The 19,441-nt window shown below is 33.4% G+C and carries 16 protein-coding genes; all 16 read right to left on the bottom strand.

Annotated elements, in window-relative coordinates:
* Positions 1–150: 150 nt before the first annotated feature.
* The gene (locus D4Z93_RS03755) at positions 151–1,500 is read right to left on the bottom strand and encodes a Na+/H+ antiporter NhaC family protein (RefSeq protein ID WP_119970510.1); all 1,350 of its coding nucleotides are present in this window, start codon (positions 1,498–1,500) and stop codon (positions 151–153) included.
* A 632-nt stretch (positions 1,501–2,132) separates the two neighbouring features.
* Positions 2,133–3,278, bottom strand: coding sequence for a M20 family metallopeptidase (locus D4Z93_RS03750; protein WP_119970509.1), 1,146 nt, complete (start codon positions 3,276–3,278; stop codon positions 2,133–2,135).
* 24 nt (positions 3,279–3,302) lie between these two features.
* Entirely contained in the window at positions 3,303–4,553 is a 1,251-nt protein-coding gene (locus D4Z93_RS03745) for an MFS transporter (RefSeq protein ID WP_162920251.1), read from the bottom strand.
* 53 nt (positions 4,554–4,606) lie between these two features.
* Positions 4,607–4,771: a hypothetical protein gene (locus D4Z93_RS13175; protein WP_162920250.1), complete on the bottom strand. Its 165-nt coding sequence runs from the start codon at positions 4,769–4,771 to the stop codon at positions 4,607–4,609.
* A 155-nt stretch (positions 4,772–4,926) separates the two neighbouring features.
* Positions 4,927–6,534 (bottom strand): PucR family transcriptional regulator, encoded by a 1,608-nt coding sequence (locus D4Z93_RS03740; RefSeq protein ID WP_119970505.1) that lies wholly within the window; start codon positions 6,532–6,534, stop codon positions 4,927–4,929.
* Between the two features lie 147 nt (positions 6,535–6,681).
* Positions 6,682–8,076, bottom strand: a complete 1,395-nt coding sequence (locus D4Z93_RS03735) for a cell wall-binding repeat-containing protein (RefSeq protein WP_119970503.1) — start codon at positions 8,074–8,076, stop codon at positions 6,682–6,684.
* 134 nt (positions 8,077–8,210) lie between these two features.
* A complete protein-coding gene (locus D4Z93_RS03730; protein WP_119974208.1) occupies positions 8,211–9,347 on the bottom strand; it encodes a nitrogenase component 1 in 1,137 nt (378 codons plus the stop codon).
* On the bottom strand, positions 9,344–10,672 hold the full coding sequence (locus tag D4Z93_RS03725; RefSeq protein ID WP_119970501.1) for a nitrogenase component 1: 1,329 nt from the start codon (positions 10,670–10,672) through the stop codon (positions 9,344–9,346). The genes D4Z93_RS03730 and D4Z93_RS03725 overlap by 4 nt, the downstream gene beginning before the upstream one ends.
* Complete coding sequence (locus D4Z93_RS03720) at positions 10,663–11,433, bottom strand: nitrogenase iron protein NifH (RefSeq protein WP_119970499.1); 771 nt, start codon at positions 11,431–11,433, stop codon at positions 10,663–10,665. The genes D4Z93_RS03725 and D4Z93_RS03720 overlap by 10 nt, the downstream gene beginning before the upstream one ends.
* A 24-nt stretch (positions 11,434–11,457) precedes the next feature.
* Entirely contained in the window at positions 11,458–12,462 is a 1,005-nt protein-coding gene (gene hypE / locus D4Z93_RS03715) for a hydrogenase expression/formation protein HypE (protein ID WP_119970497.1), read from the bottom strand.
* Positions 12,455–13,513 carry a hydrogenase formation protein HypD gene (hypD, locus tag D4Z93_RS03710; RefSeq protein ID WP_119970495.1) on the bottom strand — a complete coding sequence of 353 codons (1,059 nt, stop codon included), beginning with the start codon at positions 13,511–13,513 and terminating at the stop codon, positions 12,455–12,457. The genes hypE and hypD overlap by 8 nt, the downstream gene beginning before the upstream one ends.
* A 1-nt stretch (position 13,514) precedes the next feature.
* Positions 13,515–13,721, bottom strand: coding sequence for a HypC/HybG/HupF family hydrogenase formation chaperone (locus D4Z93_RS03705; RefSeq protein ID WP_119970493.1), 207 nt, complete (start codon positions 13,719–13,721; stop codon positions 13,515–13,517).
* A gap of 16 nt (positions 13,722–13,737) precedes the next feature.
* Positions 13,738–16,053: a carbamoyltransferase HypF gene (gene hypF, locus D4Z93_RS03700; RefSeq protein ID WP_119970491.1), complete on the bottom strand. Its 2,316-nt coding sequence runs from the start codon at positions 16,051–16,053 to the stop codon at positions 13,738–13,740.
* 6 nt (positions 16,054–16,059) lie between these two features.
* Positions 16,060–17,109 (bottom strand): nitrogenase component 1, encoded by a 1,050-nt coding sequence (locus D4Z93_RS03695; protein WP_119970489.1) that lies wholly within the window; start codon positions 17,107–17,109, stop codon positions 16,060–16,062.
* Positions 17,110–18,411 carry a nitrogenase component 1 gene (locus tag D4Z93_RS03690; protein ID WP_119970488.1) on the bottom strand — a complete coding sequence of 434 codons (1,302 nt, stop codon included), beginning with the start codon at positions 18,409–18,411 and terminating at the stop codon, positions 17,110–17,112.
* Positions 18,408–19,169 carry a nucleotide-binding protein gene (locus tag D4Z93_RS03685; protein WP_119970486.1) on the bottom strand — a complete coding sequence of 254 codons (762 nt, stop codon included), beginning with the start codon at positions 19,167–19,169 and terminating at the stop codon, positions 18,408–18,410. The genes D4Z93_RS03690 and D4Z93_RS03685 overlap by 4 nt, the downstream gene beginning before the upstream one ends.
* Positions 19,170–19,441: the final 272 nt, after the last annotated feature.

The following is a 19,441-nucleotide window of genomic DNA, read 5'->3' as shown; positions in this document are numbered from 1 at the left end:
CTATATAATTTTATATTTAAAGTGCAACCTTTTCAAGTATTAGAAAACCCATAACTTTATTAAAAACCATATAACTCTCACGAATGTTTATGATAATATAAAAAAGCAAACTTTTTGAGTTTGCTTTTTTAAACATAATATTATATGTATTTAAATAGTATTAGAAACTTCTTCAACTTCCTCGTCTTCCAATTTTAAAGCTCCCCTTGCCGGAGTTTTAAATTTCGGTATTCCAAATATTATGGCTAGTACAGATGCAACACCTAGAAGATATGGATAACAAAGATACTTCATTATTAAAAATGGAGAAATCACCGCAAGACTAGATGCAGCCAAAAGTTGGGCTCCATACGGTATACAACCTTGTACAAAGCATGCAAAGGTATCTAAAAGACTTGCTGTCTTTCTTCTGTCGACACCATAATTTTCGGATAAATCTTTAGCTAGTGAACCAACTAATATTATAGAAACAGTATTATTAGCAGTACATAAATCTACTAAACTTACTAATATACCAATTCCAAATTCAGCACCTTTTTCAGAGTGAATCCTTTTCTCTATAGCATTTAATAAGAAGTCTATACCTCCATTAAACTTGACCAGTGCCCCCATTCCACCAATTAATATTGATACCATAGATATATCTTCCATTCCTGCAATGCCTTTTGCACAAAGCTGGAATACTGTAAATATATCAAAAGAACCATAAATGATACCTATAACAGAGGCTAACACTATACCTCCAATTAGTACCAGCACCACATTAAATCCAGTTAATGCTACTATTAAAACAGCTAAATAAGGCAATATTCTAATTAATTGGAAATGATAATTCCCTGTGTGACTTATGTTCATGCCTAAAGTTAAAAATGCATATATTATCAATGTTATAATAGCTGCAGGAAGTACTATTTTTACATTAGCCTTAAATTTATCAACCATTTCACAGTCCTGTGTTTTTGTGGCGGCTACTGTGGAATTTGATATCATGGATAATCCATCTCCGAACATCGCACCACTTACAACAGCTGCTACCATGAAAGCAATAGGAAGTCCTGTCTTTTGCCCAATTCCAACTGCAATAGGTGTTAATGTTACTATAGTTCCAACTGAAGTTCCAAGTGACATAGATAAAAATGATCCAATAATAAATATTCCAGCTACCATGAAGCTGTGGGGAAAAACAGCTAGTCCCAAATTTACAGTAGAATCAACGGCTCCCATAGCCTTGCTTACTTCTGCAAAAGCACCTGCAAGTATAAAGATTAAGCACATAAGTATTATGCTAGAATCACCAGCACCTCTGCAAAATCTCTCAACTTTTAATTCTATAGGTACCTTTTTGTTTTGAAGTATAGCTATAGTTGATGCTATTATTACAGCAACAATTACAGGCATTTTATAAAAATCTTTCATTACAATTGATACACCGAGGAATAATACCATAAATACAACTAATGGGAGCAGGGCCATACCACTACCTACCTTTTTTTCATTCATTTTTCATATACCTCCATTAATTTATCTTACATTTCAAAATATTTATTACGCATTTATCATGCCAAAAACTCAAGATCTTATATTTCCCCTCGAATTTAGGGGAATAAAATAAAAATCAGAAATATGTAAACGTTTCATGCCATTTCTTTGATTAATATGTAAAAAAATATTTACAATTGTAAGACTATTTTTACAGCTAAAATCATGTATTGAGATTAATACTCTCATATAAATAATTATAACAGATAAAAAATATGAGAATGTTAATAATTATAACATTCTCATTACTTTTCATCTATCATTATACTTTTTCTTCCATATATATAATTCTATTATATTGGGCTCCTTGTTCTTTTTCTTACAATAATCTATATAAGCCATAAATATTGATAATGACATTTCAAATACCCCCATTAATATAAATTCTATTTTTAAATTCATACTCATTTGTCTTTTAATATTTATATGAAATCTTTAGCTTAATCATGACTGATTTAACTTTTAGAATTTATAATTTAAAACTTTTGTATAATAATATTATATACGAACACAAGTTCTATTTCAAGATAAAATAAATTTAAAATAAAGACTAATCCATTAAAAGATTAGCCTCCAAAATATGCTCTATCCACTTATCTAAGATAACGTACTGCCAATTCTCTATAGAACTTAATAGAATCGAGATACTTATCTATTTCTACATATTCATCTGGTTTATGTGCCATGGTTTCATTTCCCGGGCCATAAAATAGTACTGGCAGATTATTACCCAGTTTAGGTACAAAGACAGAAGCATCTGTATAATATCTTACACCATTGACATCATGTTCACTATTAAATAATTCATTAGCAGCGGATAATGCTAATTTTATTAATGAATCTTCTTTAGATGTGCCCACTGATGCTAAATCATTCAAAACCTTTAAATCAAATTTAGCATTAGAATTTTGTTCAATGTCTTTTAATAATACTTCTATATCATGTAAAATTTCCTGATGCTTTTGACCCGGGACAGTACGGATATCAATTTTTAAACTGCACATATCTGGAACTACATTTGTTCTTACACCACCGTTAATAGTTCCTAAATTTATAGTTGGTATTCCAAGCAGAATATCTTCCCTATATTTAAATTTAAATTTATTATTTAATGTATTAATAAAAATATTCATGTTATCAATTGCATTTATTCCTTGATCAGGCATTGAGCCATGAGCTGTCTTGCCATAGGATATTATTTCAATCCATAGAGCTCCTTTATGAGCAACAACAATCTTGTTATTAGTTGGCTCTCCAATTATCATAGCTCCAGCATCATTTAAAATTCCGTCTTCTATCATTACCCTTGCTCCAAGACTGTCTACTTCCTCACCAGCTGTAGCTGCAAGAACAAGATCTCCTTCCAAAGTAACTTTTGATTTAGCAATTTCTATCATAGCTATAGTTAACGCAGCTAAACCACTTTTCATATCAGAAGCTCCACGACCATAAATACAATTATTAACTTCCTCTGCAGTAAAAGGTTGATGTTTCCAAGAAATATCTCCTGGCGGTACTGTATCCATATGACCACAATATATTAAACTCTTTTTATGTCCCTTTCCTTTAAGCCTGGCAATAAGATATGCACGATTTGAATCAAGTGATCGCATCTTACATTCAATACTATTTTTTTTCAGTTTATCTGCAATAACTCTGGCTACTTTTTCTTCATTACCTGGAGGATTAACACTATCAATTTTTATAAGTTCTTTAAGAAAAGATATATATTCTTGCATTCATTTTCACTCCTCTTTATATTATTAAATATCTATAGTTTTGGAAATTTCTACTTTCTTTTCACGTATTGTAAATGCAATACAAGCAGAAACAAGAACAGCAATAGCAAGAAAAACGAAAGCCATTCCGAATGAACCTCCAGAAATTTGAACTAGAATTCCCATAACTATTGGAGAAATAAAACCTGCGATTTGGCCGGCAAAATTAATAAATGAAGAAGATGCCCCCATTACTTCAGGATTTAAAATATTCATTGGCAGGGCCCAAAAACCACCAAAAGCCACACATACAAAAAATCCAGTCAAAGTAAGAAATGTCATAGCCAATCCTTCCCCAGAGGTATTATAAGTTAAAAATAACATAATAGCTGTTAGTATTTCAGAAATAACAATCAAATTACGTCGTTTGCCAACAAAATATTTGTCTGAAACATAACCACCTACAATAACTCCTACTGTACCTGCAAAGAAAGGTAACGATGCAATTATCCCCATTTTTAACAATTGAAAACCACGTGCATTTACCAAATAAGAAGGTATCCATGAAGAGAAACCCCAAAAAACTATATCGTAAGTAAACCAGGTAAAAAACAATTTCCATGCAACAGGAAGTTTAATAATATCTATAAATTTCACTTTGTCAACCGTACTTTCTTTTTCGAAGTTTTCATCTTGAATCACCTTTAATTCCTCAGCAGAAATCATTTTGCTATCTTTAGGATTATCTTTTATAAAAAACCATATTAATAAAACAACTATGATACCTGGAATAAACAAAAAGTAAAACACACTTCTCCAACCATAAGCTGCCATAATTCCTACCACAAACAGCGGTGCAATTGCAGGGCCCAATGAATTTGAAGACATCATGATAGAATTTGCACTAGCTCTTTCTTTTTTAGGAAACCAATTTGCAATAGTTTTCCATGAACCACCCGGGAAACTAGCTTCACCAACTCCAAATAGAAATCTAATAATTAACATATGTGTTAATGATGCAGCCATACCAGTGAAAACAGTGAACACTGACCACCAGGAAACAGCTATAGACATAATTTTCCTTGCTCCAAACTTGTCAGCCAGCATACCTCCTGGAATTTGGAATAAAGCATATCCTGCAAAAAATGTACTCATTACAACACCCATAGCCACTGGAGTAAGATTAAAATCCTTAGCAATATATGGCACTGCAACGGTCATTACCATCCTGTCCATATAGCATACGGTCCATGTAAGAAATAAGATTGCCAAAATTATATTTCTTTTCTTCCTCATTCTTTTTCCTCCTTCCATTTTTGATTGTAAGTACAAGGTTTAGTATTATTTTTTCAACTTCCTTCAAATACTCTCCAAAAGATTACTTTATTTGCACTTTCCTTCGAAATATCTCCAATGAATGAAATAGTATCACCAATTATTCCTATGTCTGCTTTATACCATGGATTCCCGGATCCTGATACAATTTTCCCATTTTTTATCACAACATCATACAATTTTATCCCCCCTAATACTTTAAAAATATTTAATTAATGATGCTTAGCGAATTTATTTAATAATTAAAAATAAATTGGTTTATTTGATAATGTTATGATAATTACACATTTTTTATATTGTAGTTTGAGTACAAAAATAATGGCTGAGTTTTGTACTACTCAGCCATTTCCATTAATTTTAATGATATAACTATATTAGTTTTTTCTTCAGAATTTTTAAAATCTATATTTAGCAGTTCTTTTATTTTACTATATCTATACTTAATAGTATTGTAGTGTACATACATGTCCTTAGAAGCTTCTTTAAGATTCCAATTATTCCGTACTATATAATAAAGAGTCTTCAATAAATCTGCATTATTTTTCTTATCATAACTAATTAACTCCTGCAAATTTGACAAATAAAATTCTTTAGCATCATCACTTTTATACACTAATGAAAGTAATTTATATATTCCAAGTTCATCGAAAAAAACTACTTTATCGCACTTATATATTATTCTGCCTAATTTTACTGCTTTCTTGGCATTTTCAAAACTTTTATAAATATTCATAACTGATAATTCATAATTACCCACACCTATAGTAACTGTAAATTTATTTTCATTTAAAGTTTTTGCACATATTTCTTCACAAACTTTTCTTAATTGTTTAAAAAAATTATGATTATCTAAACATAAAGGTTTTATTAAAAAAACAATACTGTCACTAAATGTAGTATATACTACTTGATCAAAGTACTTTTTCATGACTTTTCTAGCAGATTCAAATATTATTAATTTAGTTTCTTCAAGCGTGTAGTTTTTCTTTTTATCCTTTATTTTCAAGTACCGCAGTTTAAAATCATCTATATCGACTATAATTGATACCAACCCAGAACTAAGGTTCCACCCATAAAGCCTTGACCTGCTTTTAACTTCTTCAGGAGTTTTAATATTATTTATTATCAAATCTCTTACAAATTCATCTTTATATCTTTCTTCAATCTGCACATTAGATATTTTTTTCTGTATTTCAAGTTTTAAAACTGTGCTTGCATGTTCAACGGCAATATCATCATAAATATTTATCTTTCCATCTCTTAATATTTCGTCTGATATTACAATATAGCCATAATTTTTTTTATCGATATTTATAGGATAATTCTTGTACTTGGTTAGTATTTCACTCAATTCCATTGTTTCTATATCACTTGCAAATTTATCTGAATATGCCTTTATATAATATTTCTTTTCACTATATGTATCATAAAAAGCAACATCACCTTTCAAAATATCCCCTAAGGTATTGACTATTTGCCGGGTATCTCCTCCATTTATAACAAGTTGGGTGAAAAATTTATGTATGTTCTCTGAATGTTGTAATTTTTGAGCTTGTTCATTAATAATTTTAGAAAGAACTGGATTAATGATTTCAACAAATGTAAATTCTATAGGTATCTGAACTATAGGTAAGGATAATTTATTTGCTATCTCAATTGCCTTTTCAGGAAGTATGTCAATAAATCTATTTAATTTTATTCCCAATGCTGAAACACTAGAATTATTAATATTAATTATCAATTTTACAAATTTGTCAAGATCATCCTTTATACAATAACCTGTTGTTATAAGAAATTCTCCTCCTTTTACCCAATTTCCCACATCTGGCGCATCAATAACACTAACTGATGTTACTTTTCTCTGCAAACCATTATGTCCTGCTATTACCTTAAAATCAGAAAAATTATTAATTTTAAGCATGTTTTCAACAGTTATTGACATATAAAAACCTCCTTTATTATCCTTATTATTATATGATAAATCTATAACCTTTAAGATATATTTGTGACTATTTCCTCTACTGCACCTGTAATATAAAAAAGCAGTATTGACTTTATAAAGTCAATACTGCTTTTTTATTGAACGATTCTATTTAAATACTTTATACACTACAGATGAAGGAATAACGCCTTCACCGCCAATAATCCATTTCATTTTTACATCTGATTTTAAACCTGCTAATTCACTAGTAATATCCGTTCTATTAACCATATCTTCATCCATAAGAATAATAGGACTATTTGATAGAGCTGCTAAAGCTGATCCGGATAAAGCATCTGCGAATCCTTGTCCAGAGGCAAACATAGTTGCTCCATAATAAAACTCAAAATTTTCCAGAACTTTTAGATTAGTTTCATATCTGTCAAGTCCGCCTATTCTTTCAGCATTGGGCAGTTTACTTGCTACATCTTCACTAACAACTCCCGAGCCTCCTATTAAATGAGTTTTATTTACGTCATGAGTTTTAACAAAGTTTTGTATACCTTCTGATAATTTAACACCATCTGTTAAAATAATCGGTGTTTGTGAATATGCTGCATAAGAAGCTATAGACAAGGCATCTGGGAAATTAACTCCTGAAACTACAAACATTTCTCCATTATCAGTACCTATATAGTTTGCTACCGCTAAGGAAGTTTCATATCTATCAAGTCCACTTAATCTTGTAATTTCAATACCCTTTGCAGATAATTTGTCTTCTATTTCCTTTGATACAGATGCATTTCCTCCAATTATAAAAACTTTTTTTACTCCTAATCTGGATAATTCTGCTTCTGTGTTTGGCATAAGAGTCTTTGGATTTGTTAATAATATAGGTGCCTCATATTCTTTAGCTAGTGGAGCTGCACTTAAAGCATCAGCAAAATCTTCTCCAGAAGCAAGTACTGCATATTCTGAACTTGACCACTTTTGTGAAACACTTATACTCGTTGCATATCTATCAATGCCTTGAAGACGGTTAAATTCCTTCCCTGTATTAAAGCTTACAGTATATTTATCATTATATAAAGTACCTGCAGAGTTATTAACTGCACCAGGTTCTATATTTAAAGTAAAACTAGAGTCATAAGGTAAATCATCATGTTCTATAACAAGCATTCCATCATAAACGGAACTCTTGACTGGATAATTCTTATCGCCACCTTTTAAGGTGATTTTTGAGTTATCAACTACGTCTATATCACTGTCAAATTTTATAACTACAGGATAATCTGGCGGTACATCTGTATCTCCATCATTAACTGCCGAAACTTGTACTCTTATATTTTTTATTTCTGCTTTAGAGTCTACGGATTTCTCAGAAGATACAGTATTGTTATCCTTTTCAGACATACTATTAATATTATCTGAATCCGATATAACCCCCGCTAAATTAAAATTTTGAGTATTGCCAATACTACTGGCATTTACTGTTGCAATGCTACTAAGTCCTAAACCAAAAGTCATCGTAAAAGTCAATAAAATTTTGCATGTTTTTTTCATAAAATTTCCCCCTATTATATTCAAAATTTTTAAGCTTGTAAGTTATTAACTTAACATGCACAATTTTATTTTACTCCCAATATACCATTATTTATATAGTATCTTAATGCCATCATAACCATAAAATGTAATTATTAATAGGACAATGTATTTACGTTATTAACTAAATTCGGAATATTTTTTCTATAAATTCTTCCCGAAAAAGCTTCATGCGGAAGTGATATAAATTTAACATCAGGTTTAATGATAGTGCGATAAATAGGGTCTGCAATCACCGTTTTCACATCTTTCAAGTGTGCCATAATATTATCTTCACCTTCTGCAAGAATATCTCCTCGTAATAACAAATTAGATTTTGTTTCCAGAGGACATAAAACTTTAAGTTTCATATTCTTTGCAAGTTCAAGTGCTGCAGCCAATGATTCTGAATAAATACTTTCGCCAATAATAACTGCATCACTTTCACAGGTAGTTCGTTTGTCATATGCAATTTGTGATTTTCCTGTATTAATTGCCTTATCTAATGCTTCCATTATTACAACTGTAAACTGTTTTCCCATTGGAACGCCTATAACATAAGGAGTTCCAAACTTTTTCTGCAGTTCTTTTGCTGCAGGAAGTCCTGTTGATGAAATAACTATATTAACCTCTGCAGCCCCGGATTGTTTTATCTCGTCTAAGGTACTTCCCATTGCCCATGTAGATAAAACTTTAAAGCCAGCATCAGTTAATCTCCGTTTAATACTATCTATACTTCCATTTATAGAATAATCTAAAGGCGTAGCACCAAGTATGTTAACACCTCTTTTTATTTTATGAAGACCATTGACTGTAAAACACCTGGCTATTTCAACAAATGCTTGTCCTGCTCCTAAAATATATGAATGCATACCATTTGTATTAATCCCAAATGACGGAATTTTAGTTTTTTCCTCAATAACTTTAGCTATTGCATGAAAATCTGTTCCTGTCATCATTGGAATTGGAGTGCCGGCAATAGCTATAAATTTGGGCTTAAGCTCATTTGCCGCATCCACAATATCATTTATCATTTTCTCATCATCACCCATTATGGCTTCCATCTCTGTAAGTCCCGTTATATATATCATACTGTCCATATCATACCATCGTGGTTCATCATGAGTACTATATGTTGAATTACAGCCAGATGCATCATGCATAATAGTCATTCCACCAAGTTCATATAATGCCGAACATACTCCTGATACATCAGCTGTATATGTCGAAATAAATGCTGAAGATTGTTTCATAGTAAGCATTCACACCCCAATCCTTTAATTTGTATGTTTTCTTTTATATCCTTAGGTTTAATAAACGCTTCCTTCATAAGTCCTGCAAGCTTAACAATTCCATCAAATCCATACATTCCTCCGCCTTCTACTATGTTTACAAAGTTTTTATTTTCTGTAAAATAAGCTGCCTTTTGTCCTATTGCAAGACTATTTTCAGGACATTTTCTATCAAGGACACACATTTTTGCATGCATTGTAGCATAAATCTTTATTTCCGGTTTATTTTTAACAAGCCAGTTAAAATCACATCTATCATCTTCTATAAATGTATCTACGTATATTCTGTTAACATTAAATCCATTCTCTACAAGTAATCTTGCAAGTCCACAAGGTCTTGGTACCGCCGTATAATCTATTGAAATTTCAGCATTCTTAATCAATTCTCTTGCATCTTTTAAAGCATCCTTTGCCACTAGCCTTTGTTTTTTATAATCCTCTTTTGGTAAACCTAAATATTCATTTAGTCTATTCAAGTTATCTGCTATCTCATCAAAGCCATAACATAAAGGGAGGTATAAATATTCCTGACCCAATTTGTCTTTAAGAAATTCACCTGCAGGTAAGGCACTTTTAAAATATATTATATTTAAAAAACTTTCCGCCATATTTAAATACTCATCATAAGTTTTGCAAAGAGTTATATCCTTAAGTTCATATCTATTTTTATAAATTGTATCTATAAGTTCACTGCTTTCATCAGTTTTAATATTACTTCCAATTATATTTATACTTTTTCTATTAATTTTCTTAGGTTTAAGGGCACTATATATTTGACGTTTCGTTTTTTGCTCCGGCGTCAAACCACTTTTCCTCATTATTGGATCCATATAGCACTCCAGAAAGTCAATATCGGGATACTTATTTCTAAGATTACTGTATATCATTTCAATATCGCACCCCATAAAATGGTGTATGCATGCAGTATATATCAAAATAGAACGCGGTTTCCCTGGAAGTTTTTTTATTATATCTGACACACCATCTATTATGAGTTCTTCCATATTGCCTTGAAGCACATTATGCTCCCCAACCGCTATGGTTGAAAATCTATCTCCTGCTCCCATCTCCTCTGCAGTTAAAACAACTCCCCGAAGACAATTTGCTGCACACACGTGTATCTGATGTGATTCTGGGACAAGCATTCCAATGTGAACTATATTCCAGGTTCCCCTAGCAGGAGGACTATATTGAAGTCCGGATGCAAAAGGTTCAGGAAATAGAGCATCTTTTATTTTAATGCATGCACCTGTTTCTTCAATATGTGAAGATACTTTTATAAGCATGATATCTCCTTTCCGCATGTCCTCAGTATACTCTCTGCGAGTCTTTTATACTGTTTTGCCATATCACTTTGAGGAAATGCCTCTATTACTGTTTTTCTTAAAGCTTCTGCCTGCTGAACAATGCCACTTCGATCTAAAATTCCAATTATTTTCGAATTAATATCCCTGGCAAGTTCTTCTACCTTGTCGTATTCATTTTTTACATTTCTTTTATTTAAAATAAGGCCTCCAAGTTCTGCATAACCTCTATTTTTAAAGTTTTCCACAGCCACTGCTATATTGGCCGCTGCATGAACTGCCATATTCTCTCCGGAAGTTATTATAAATACCTTATCAGCATAGCCTCTGCGCATAGGCATCGAAAATCCACCACATACAACATCACCCAGTACATCATATATTACAACATCAGGTTTATATACTTCATATGCACCCTTTTCCTTTAATTTTTCGAGTGCAGTTATAATTCCTCTCCCGGCACACCCAAGTCCGGGAGTTGGTCCCCCGGATTCCACACATATTACACCGTTATATCCCACAGTCACCATATCTTCAAGTTTAAAGTTATTTTTATTTGTTCGAACAAGGTCAAGCACTGTGTTTACATTTACTCTATCATGGAGTAAAACTGTAGAATCGGCTTTAGGGTCACATCCTATCTGCATAACCTTCACTCCGCTCTCAGAAAGTGCTGCAGATATATTAGAAACTGTTGTAGACTTACCTATTCCACCTTTTCCATATACCGCAATCTTTATCATAACAAGCTTCCCCCTTTACACATGCTAACAAATCCTCGGAAGTAATTCACCACCAGGCTGCGGCAGCAATGTTTCCGATCCTATCTCTGTTTTTAGTACAACACATCCAGTCATATCACTTGTTACTTCACCAATAATTGCCGCATTTTTTGAATATTTACCTTTATGAAGTACACTTACAATATCCTCTGCGGTATCTTTTGGCGCAAAAACAACAAGTCTGCCTTCGCATGCAAGATACAGAGGTTCTAAACCAAGCATACCGCATACACCTCTCACACCCTCTGCTACGGGTATGTTTTTAGAATCAAGTTCGATACCAACCTTACTTTGTTCTGCTATTTCATACAATACAGTTCCTACTCCCCCACGGGTAGCATCCCTTATAACATGAATATCCTTTGAAACATCCAGCATCGATTTTACTGTGTCCCAAAGTGGAGCACAATCACTTGCAACATCTGCTTCAATACCAAATTCATTCCTCTCAAGCAAAACTGTACAACCATGTCGTCCTATATCACCAGTTACTATAACTGCGTCACCAGGTTTTGCATTGAATCCAGAAGTATTTACATTATCCAAAATTTTTCCTATACCAGTTGTAGTTATAAATACACCGTCAACTTGCCCTTTCCCGGCAACCTTTGTATCTCCAGCGACTATTTTAACATTAGCTTCCTTAGCAGTTTTCTCCATAGCTACTGCTATTTTTTCCAATTTATCCATAGGGAAACCTTCTTCAATTACAAATGCACATGATAAATATAGTGGCTTAGCTCCCATACATGACAAATCATTTACTGTACCGCAGATGCTTAATTTTCCAATATTCCCACCTTTAAATTCCGATGGTGACACTATAAATCCATCTGTAGTAAAAGCTAATTTTCCACCATCGAAATTTAATACAGCAGCATCATCTGCCGTCAAATCAGGATTGGAAAAATGAGCTTTAAAAATTTTATTTATAAGTTCTGATGTCTGTTTTCCTCCAGCTCCATGAGCTAATGTAACTGTTTTATCCATTTATATTTCCTCCATATTGATAATATGCCGAACATGCACCTTCATTTGAAACCATGCAAGCTCCAATAGGATGAAGCGGTGTGCAGCCTTTTCCAAATACTCTGCAGTCCGATGGCCTGCATTTTCCCTGCAATACATCGCCACAGCGGCATGCCGGATTACTTCTTCCCTTTATCTCTTTTATATTAAATTTTATCCTGGCATCAAATTCCTTATACTTATCCCTTAATTTAAGACCTGAATTTTTTATAATTCCAAGTCCTCTCCATTCAGAATCACAAGATTCCATTGTATCAGATACAATAAGCTTAGCAGCTTTACTTCCATCCCTGGTTACTACCCTCGGGTAACAGTTTTTAAAAAAACTTTTTCCTTCCTGCAATTTTGTTATAATAAAAGCAATCGCTGTCATAATTTCATTTGCCGTAAAACCTGTTATAACCCCACTCACACCTTCATTTACCAGATCTTCACATAATCGTGTGCCTGTTATTGCATTTACATGCCCCGGATATAAAAATGCATCTGCACTATCCTTTAAAACCCTATATGCCCCAGGCATAGTTTTGTTTGCTGTGAGAAGTGAAAAATTTTTAATACCTGCATTCTTTGCTTTCTTTACTGCTAGACAACTCGCTGGAGTTGTTGTTTCAAAACCCACAGACAAAAATACCACCTGTTCTTCAGGATGTTCCTTTGCATATTCACAGGCATCAATAGGTGAATACACTATTTTAATCTTACCGCCGCTGGCTCTGGCCCTAGCAAGATTCATTTCTGATCCAGGGACTCTTACAAGATCTCCAAAAGTACATATCGTCGCATTATATTTAAGACATAACATAACAGCTTCATCAATGAATCCAACAGGAGTTACACATACAGGACACCCCGGGCCTGATATAAGTTCTATATTATTTGGAATAATATTTCTAATACCAAGTCTGAATATTTCATGAGTATGAGTTCCACAAACCTCCATTATACGAATTTTAGGTCCATCATAGGATTCTATAATCTCTTTTGCAGTTTTCTTTTCATTGCCATGCATACTACAATTCCTCCATAATTTCATCTGTTTCATTCTTATCATTATTAGTTATTTTAGCAATGGCAATTCCCGCATGAACCATAACATAATCTCCAGGTTCCAGTTCATCTATAAGTTCTGCTGACACTTCTCTCTTTGCTCCTGAAGCATCTATAAGTGCCATTCCTTCATTTATTTTTACTACTTTTGCTGGTAATCCCACACACATTATTTTGTATCCCCTTTCATCTATTTATATAATTCATTGCAACTACAGCCTGGCCAAGTGATATTCCACCATCATTTGGAGGAATTAAGCTGTGAGTTAAGACTTTAAATCCCGATTTTTCTAAAGACTCAACACTCATCTTCAGCAGCAATTGATTCTGATACACTCCACCGCTCAGTGCTATAGTTTTAATTTTCGTTTTTTGAGATGCAAGTATACACGCAGATGTAATCATTTCTGATAGCCTTACATGAAAAAGATACGCAAGCATTTGTGAATTTCCTCCATTTAAAATTCCTTCAACTATATCCTTAAAAAGCAAATCAGTCTGCATAACTATACGCCCATCTGAGTTTTCATACGTATCATCAAAATTATTAGTATAAGAAATTTCCGCAGTATCCTTTTCTCCATACGACTCCGCTGCAAACTCAAGAGCTGTGGAAGCTTCACCTTCAAAAGATGACTGCTTTCTAATATTCAAGACAGCACTCACAGCATCAAATAAACGTCCTGCACTTGTAGAAACAACACTATTTATCTTACTATCAGCCATTATGCATTGAACATTGAAATTTTCTTCATCACATAATTTAAGTTTCCTTGCAATTTCAAAAGCTTTTGCCCTGTCTTTATATATACCATATATCATAGATACTGCAATTCTCCATCCCTCTCTCGAAGATACATCTCCTCCAATTTGGAAAAATGGCTTTATACTTGAAAGTCTTTCAAATCCATTATAATCCGCTTTTAATATCTCGCCTCCCCATATAGTGCCATCTGTTCCATAGCCAGTTCCATCAAAAGAAACTCCTATAACCGGATCTTTATAGTCATTTTCGGCCATGCAAGATACAATATGGGCATAATGATGCTGGACTTTTATTAAAGGCAGCCCAATACTTTCGGCAACTAATGTAGTATTATACTTTGGATGCATATCACATGCAACAATACCCGGCTTTGTTTCAAGAAGAATTTCCATCCTGTTAATAGACTCTTTTAACGCTTTAACCGTCCTTAAATCTCCCATATCGCCGACATATGAGGATGGATAAAACAAATCATTTTTTCCTATACAGAATGTATTTTTAAGTTCTCCGCCAACTGCTAAAACCTCACCCTTAAATTCATTCGAAACCATACAGGGAAGGGGCGCATATCCTCTTGATCTTCTTATCATATAAGGTTTATCATCAAAAAAATCCATAACTGAATCATCTGCACGAATACGTATCATCCTGTTATGTGATAAAATAGCATCACACATACCTGAAAGTTCAGTTACTGCATCGCTGTCATCTCTGCATATTGGTGCTCCTGATATATTGCCGCTTGTCATAACAAGACAATCCGGTACATCTATATCATCATCATATTTGAATATTAAAAGCTGGATTGGTGCATACGGAAGCATAACTCCAATTTTTGGATTACCTGGAGCTACACCATTACTAAGGGTTCCAGAAGAATTTTTCCCAAGCAGTATTATTGGTTTTTGATGTCCATCTAATACTTCTTCCTGAACCTTACTTACAATGCACTCACGCTTAACAGTTTCCATATCACACATCATAACTGCAAATGGCTTAGCCGGCCTATTTTTAAGCTTTCTAAGACGCTCTACAGCTTTTTCATTTGCAGCATCACAGCAAAGGTGAAAACCTCCAATACCCTTTATAGCAACAATTCCTCCATTATGAATTATTCTCCTGGTATAAGTAATTGCATCTCTTCCCTTCTCTTTTCTTCCAATTATATAAACCTCAGGTCCACATTCATTACAGCAAACCGGCTGAGCATCATATCTTCTCGTTTCTGAGTGAGTATACTCATATTCACACTTTTTGCACATTGAAAACTCTCCCATACTCGTACGAACACGATCATATGGCATTAAATCTAAAATAGTGAGTCTTGGTCCGCAGCATGTACAGTTTATAAAGGGGTGCAGATATCGTCTATCATTTTTATCAAAAAGTTCTTTTTTACATTCAGGGCATATTGCTATATCCGGTGACACAAAAATCTCTCCGTGTTCATGCTCACTTTCTATGATCTCAAATTTATCAAATCTTTTAAAACTTGGAGCATCTTTCACATCTATTTTAAGTATTTCAGAACGTTTAGGTGGATTATTTTTTAAGTCATACAAGAATCCGTCTAAACCTTTACTGTTTCCCTGTGCAAATATTTCTACATATGGTCCCTTATTACACACACTTCCAAATACTTTATTTTTATCAGCATGACGACTTACTGTAGGCCTAAAACCCACTCCCTGAACAATTCCATATACTCTAATAAGTATTGTTTTATACTCATCCATTTAGTATTACATCCTTCCTGATACTGCAAAATGTGGTAACTTGATATACTCTCCCTTAAAATCAGGCACAGCACGTTTAAAAGCTTCATCGCCTATAATCACATCAAAATTTCCCTGTCTTACAAGTTTTATAAATTGATCCTCTTCCTTAAGAAAAATATCCTGTTCTTCTCTAAATTCTTCCTTCAGCATAAACCATGATGCCACTGTTACTCGGGTATTAGTGATTTTATTTATCTTATCCCTTATAGAATTTGCTATAACCTGCTGGTGTACTATTAGAATATTTTTATTATAAAAGTTCTTAAAATTACCTTCTTCATTTTTAATTACATCAAATTCTACTGGATAACATACTTCATATGGTGTTTTAAACCTTTCTCTCAAATACTTTGCAGCCTTTAACCCGGAAGGAGCCACAACTATATTCTTTTTTGCAGTACCTGCTTTTTCTACCTCTTTAAGGTCAGCATCCATACCATAACAATATACATTGTCAAAACCTTTTCCCTTTAAGTATCCTTTTATTCTATCCGCATCATAAAAAGAAGTCATATCAAGGGGAATTGCACCAATTACGCCGACACTTTTTTCATCTATGCAAAGTCCATCCTTTGCAAAAGTAGAAAATATCTCTAGATATGCTTTTTCGGCTCCGACATCATATAAATCCATACCTGTAGTTTCAATTGTGATTATTGGTATATTCAATTTCTTTTCAGCCATTCTTTTTATAGCCTTATAGTCCGTTGCAATAACTGATGGTACTGGTGTTCCAATGACTGCTGCAAATTTTGCCTCAATTTTTTGTGATACATCGTAAAGTTTACTGACAAGCTTGTCATCACGTCCTAGAATAGCATCCATATCACGAAGACCAGCACTAAAAATTGCACTTTTCTCTTTTGACCATCTAGGTTCATCAAAACCACATATATTTCCTGCGCAGCCTCCAGCATCACATATAACTATGATTCCTCCAAGTTTATATAAAACTGCCGATGCACCGGATTGGTCAGGTGCAAAGGGCTGTATATATTTTCTTAATCCTTTCATCTAGTCCTCCTTATTAAAACAATCCATAGAATGTTTTAACTCTCCAAACAATTTTTTTACTCCGGCATATCCAAATGGCTGAATATCCTGATTCCATGGAACATTTACACTATGCGGATGATAGTATTCTGCATCCTTTCCTATAGTTATATCAATTTTCTCCTTATTTAAGTCATAATAAAGCATAGTAGGCTCAAGATTTGAATAAATTCTAGTTTTAGGACTCAATTTTGCGATCTTCTTCATGTACACAAAGTCATCATTTGTAAGATATCCGTAAATCTCGGATACTTTAAATCCATATCTTATAAGTGCCAGAGAAAGTTCAAAAGGATTTCCATTCATAACTTCTCCAATTGCAAATGTCATATCTTTGTATTTAAGTTTAAATTCGTCTATAGCTTCCCTTGCTTCATCATAATATACCTGATCATCAAAACCTGTACCAAGAGCATTTGTAAAAATCTTATACTGATTTTGTATTTTATCTATCTGATATAATCTTGTAAGTTCTACAGACGGTATATTGAGTCTTTTCATAATATCCCGGGCAGCAAACATAGCTTCTTTATTTAACACAAGATTAAAATTCGCGTGAGACATATTCATATACTCATCAAAATTTTTAAGCCGTGAAATCTCGTTTATTTTTCTAATGCCTATTCCATGGAGCAAATCATATAATTCAGAATCATCTTCAATTGGAGCAAAATTTCCAAGTATGTTAACTACATCTGCCTTTTTTTCCATTGGTTCAAGTAAAGAATAAATAGATTGTCTTACATGCACCATAGGAGGCTTTCTTCCTTCTCTTGTGAGAGCATACATATAACAAGGAAGAACTGGTACATGAACTTTTTCCATTGCCTTTCTGCAAACACGTTCCATATCAGTTCCCAAAAGTGCATCAACACATGTAATGCAAATCATAACAACTGATGGCATCTTGTCTCTTAATTTGCATATCTCTTCAACCGCTTCAGGAATTTTCTTTAAATGCGCCCCCGTAACAATATCCGTTTCATTCATTATGAGATAAAACATTCTGTCACTGTATCCACCTTCACTTAGAGCCTTTGTATTTCTGCCACAGCATCCAGGCGCCACCAAAAGCATGATAGATTGAGGGATTGCAAGTGCCGCTCGTTTAACACCAAATCCATTGGCACCCGGAGAGTTAAATGAAAGTGTTGCTGGCGAACTGTAAATTAAATGCGTATTCGAAATTAGTTCACCCGGGATATTATCCTTACCTCTCTCAATTAACTTTTCTGCTGTAATGTAATATGCCTCTTTCTTCATTTCTCTTCCTCACTTTTAATCAGTAGTTTTGCTAAGTCAAAAAACCTCTTGCTTATATCAAGTTCTGGATCTCCTTCAACTACAGTTTTCCCCTGTTCTTCAAAATAATTTATATCATTATTCCTTGGAATATCACCTACAATTGGAAGTCCTATCTTATTTGCAAAATCTTTAACTTTCTTCTCTTCATCGTCTATATTTCTATGATTAAATACAATTCCGAATACCTTTGCATAATTCCTGTCTTCAAAATTCTTAACTGCACTATTTATATTATTAGCTGCATAAAGTGCCATTTTTTCTCCAGAAGTCACTATTAATATTTTTTCAGCATACCCCTCACGAATGGGCACTGCAAAACCTCCACATACTACATCTCCTAATACGTCGTAAAGTACAACATCAGGTTTATATGTTTCAAAAAGATTGAGATCTTCAAGTAAACTAAAAGTAGTAATAATACCTCTTCCAGCACAGCCAAGTCCAGGTGTTGGTCCTCCTGTTTCTATACAAAGTACACCTCCAAAACCTATTTTTGAAATGTCCTCAATTTTTTCTGGATCCTCATCAAATTCCCTCATATAATTCATTACAGGCATTAAGGGTTCTCCTCCAAGCAAATTAATATTAGAATCCGCTTTTGGATCACATCCTATCTGAATAACCTTTTTCCCAAGCACAGCAAATGCTGCTGACAGATTACTTGTAATTGTTGATTTTCCTATACCGCCTTTTCCATATACAGCTATTTTCAGCATATTTAAACCTCCCATGAAGTTCCACTTATAGTTCAAAACTTTATATTTTTTAATATATTAAAAACTCTTCCCCAAAAGTTCAGGAAGAGCTCAAATCTCGCAATTAACATATAATTAAATTTGCCATACGCTCTTTATCTCAGGACACCTTCGCTTCAGAGTGATAAAAATATTAATTTATACTTTCAGTCTATCATCCGCAATATACTATGTCAACAATATATGAAAACTTGTTTGTGTCAAATCGTTGAATTAAATCATCCTCTAAAATG

This window comes from Clostridium fermenticellae, from assembly GCF_003600355.1.
GTDB classification, from domain to species: Bacteria; Bacillota; Clostridia; order Clostridiales; family Clostridiaceae; genus Clostridium_AV; species Clostridium_AV fermenticellae.
Note: the sequence above shows the minus strand (reverse complement) of the source record. Positions and strands in the feature narration are given on the sequence as shown.

Coding starts and splice junctions, on each gene's coding strand:
- hypE (WP_119970497.1), bottom strand. CDS start 12,462: ATGGATAAAACAGTTACATTAGCTCATGGAGCTGGAGGAAAACAGACA.
- D4Z93_RS03755 (WP_119970510.1), bottom strand. CDS start 1,500: ATGAATGAAAAAAAGGTAGGTAGTGGTATGGCCCTGCTCCCATTAGTT.
- D4Z93_RS03740 (WP_119970505.1), bottom strand. CDS start 6,534: ATGTCAATAACTGTTGAAAACATGCTTAAAATTAATAATTTTTCTGAT.
- D4Z93_RS03735 (WP_119970503.1), bottom strand. CDS start 8,076: ATGAAAAAAACATGCAAAATTTTATTGACTTTTACGATGACTTTTGGT.
- D4Z93_RS03695 (WP_119970489.1), bottom strand. CDS start 17,109: ATGAAAGGATTAAGAAAATATATACAGCCCTTTGCACCTGACCAATCC.
- D4Z93_RS03745 (WP_162920251.1), bottom strand. CDS start 4,553: ATGAGGAAGAAAAGAAATATAATTTTGGCAATCTTATTTCTTACATGG.
- D4Z93_RS03750 (WP_119970509.1), bottom strand. CDS start 3,278: ATGCAAGAATATATATCTTTTCTTAAAGAACTTATAAAAATTGATAGT.
- D4Z93_RS03725 (WP_119970501.1), bottom strand. CDS start 10,672: ATGCTTATAAAAGTATCTTCACATATTGAAGAAACAGGTGCATGCATT.
- hypD (WP_119970495.1), bottom strand. CDS start 13,513: ATGCATGGCAATGAAAAGAAAACTGCAAAAGAGATTATAGAATCCTAT.
- D4Z93_RS03685 (WP_119970486.1), bottom strand. CDS start 19,169: ATGCTGAAAATAGCTGTATATGGAAAAGGCGGTATAGGAAAATCAACA.
- D4Z93_RS03720 (WP_119970499.1), bottom strand. CDS start 11,433: ATGATAAAGATTGCGGTATATGGAAAAGGTGGAATAGGTAAGTCTACA.
- D4Z93_RS03730 (WP_119974208.1), bottom strand. CDS start 9,347: ATGAAACAATCTTCAGCATTTATTTCGACATATACAGCTGATGTATCA.
- D4Z93_RS03705 (WP_119970493.1), bottom strand. CDS start 13,721: ATGTGTGTGGGATTACCAGCAAAAGTAGTAAAAATAAATGAAGGAATG.
- D4Z93_RS03690 (WP_119970488.1), bottom strand. CDS start 18,411: ATGAAGAAAGAGGCATATTACATTACAGCAGAAAAGTTAATTGAGAGA.
- hypF (WP_119970491.1), bottom strand. CDS start 16,053: ATGGATGAGTATAAAACAATACTTATTAGAGTATATGGAATTGTTCAG.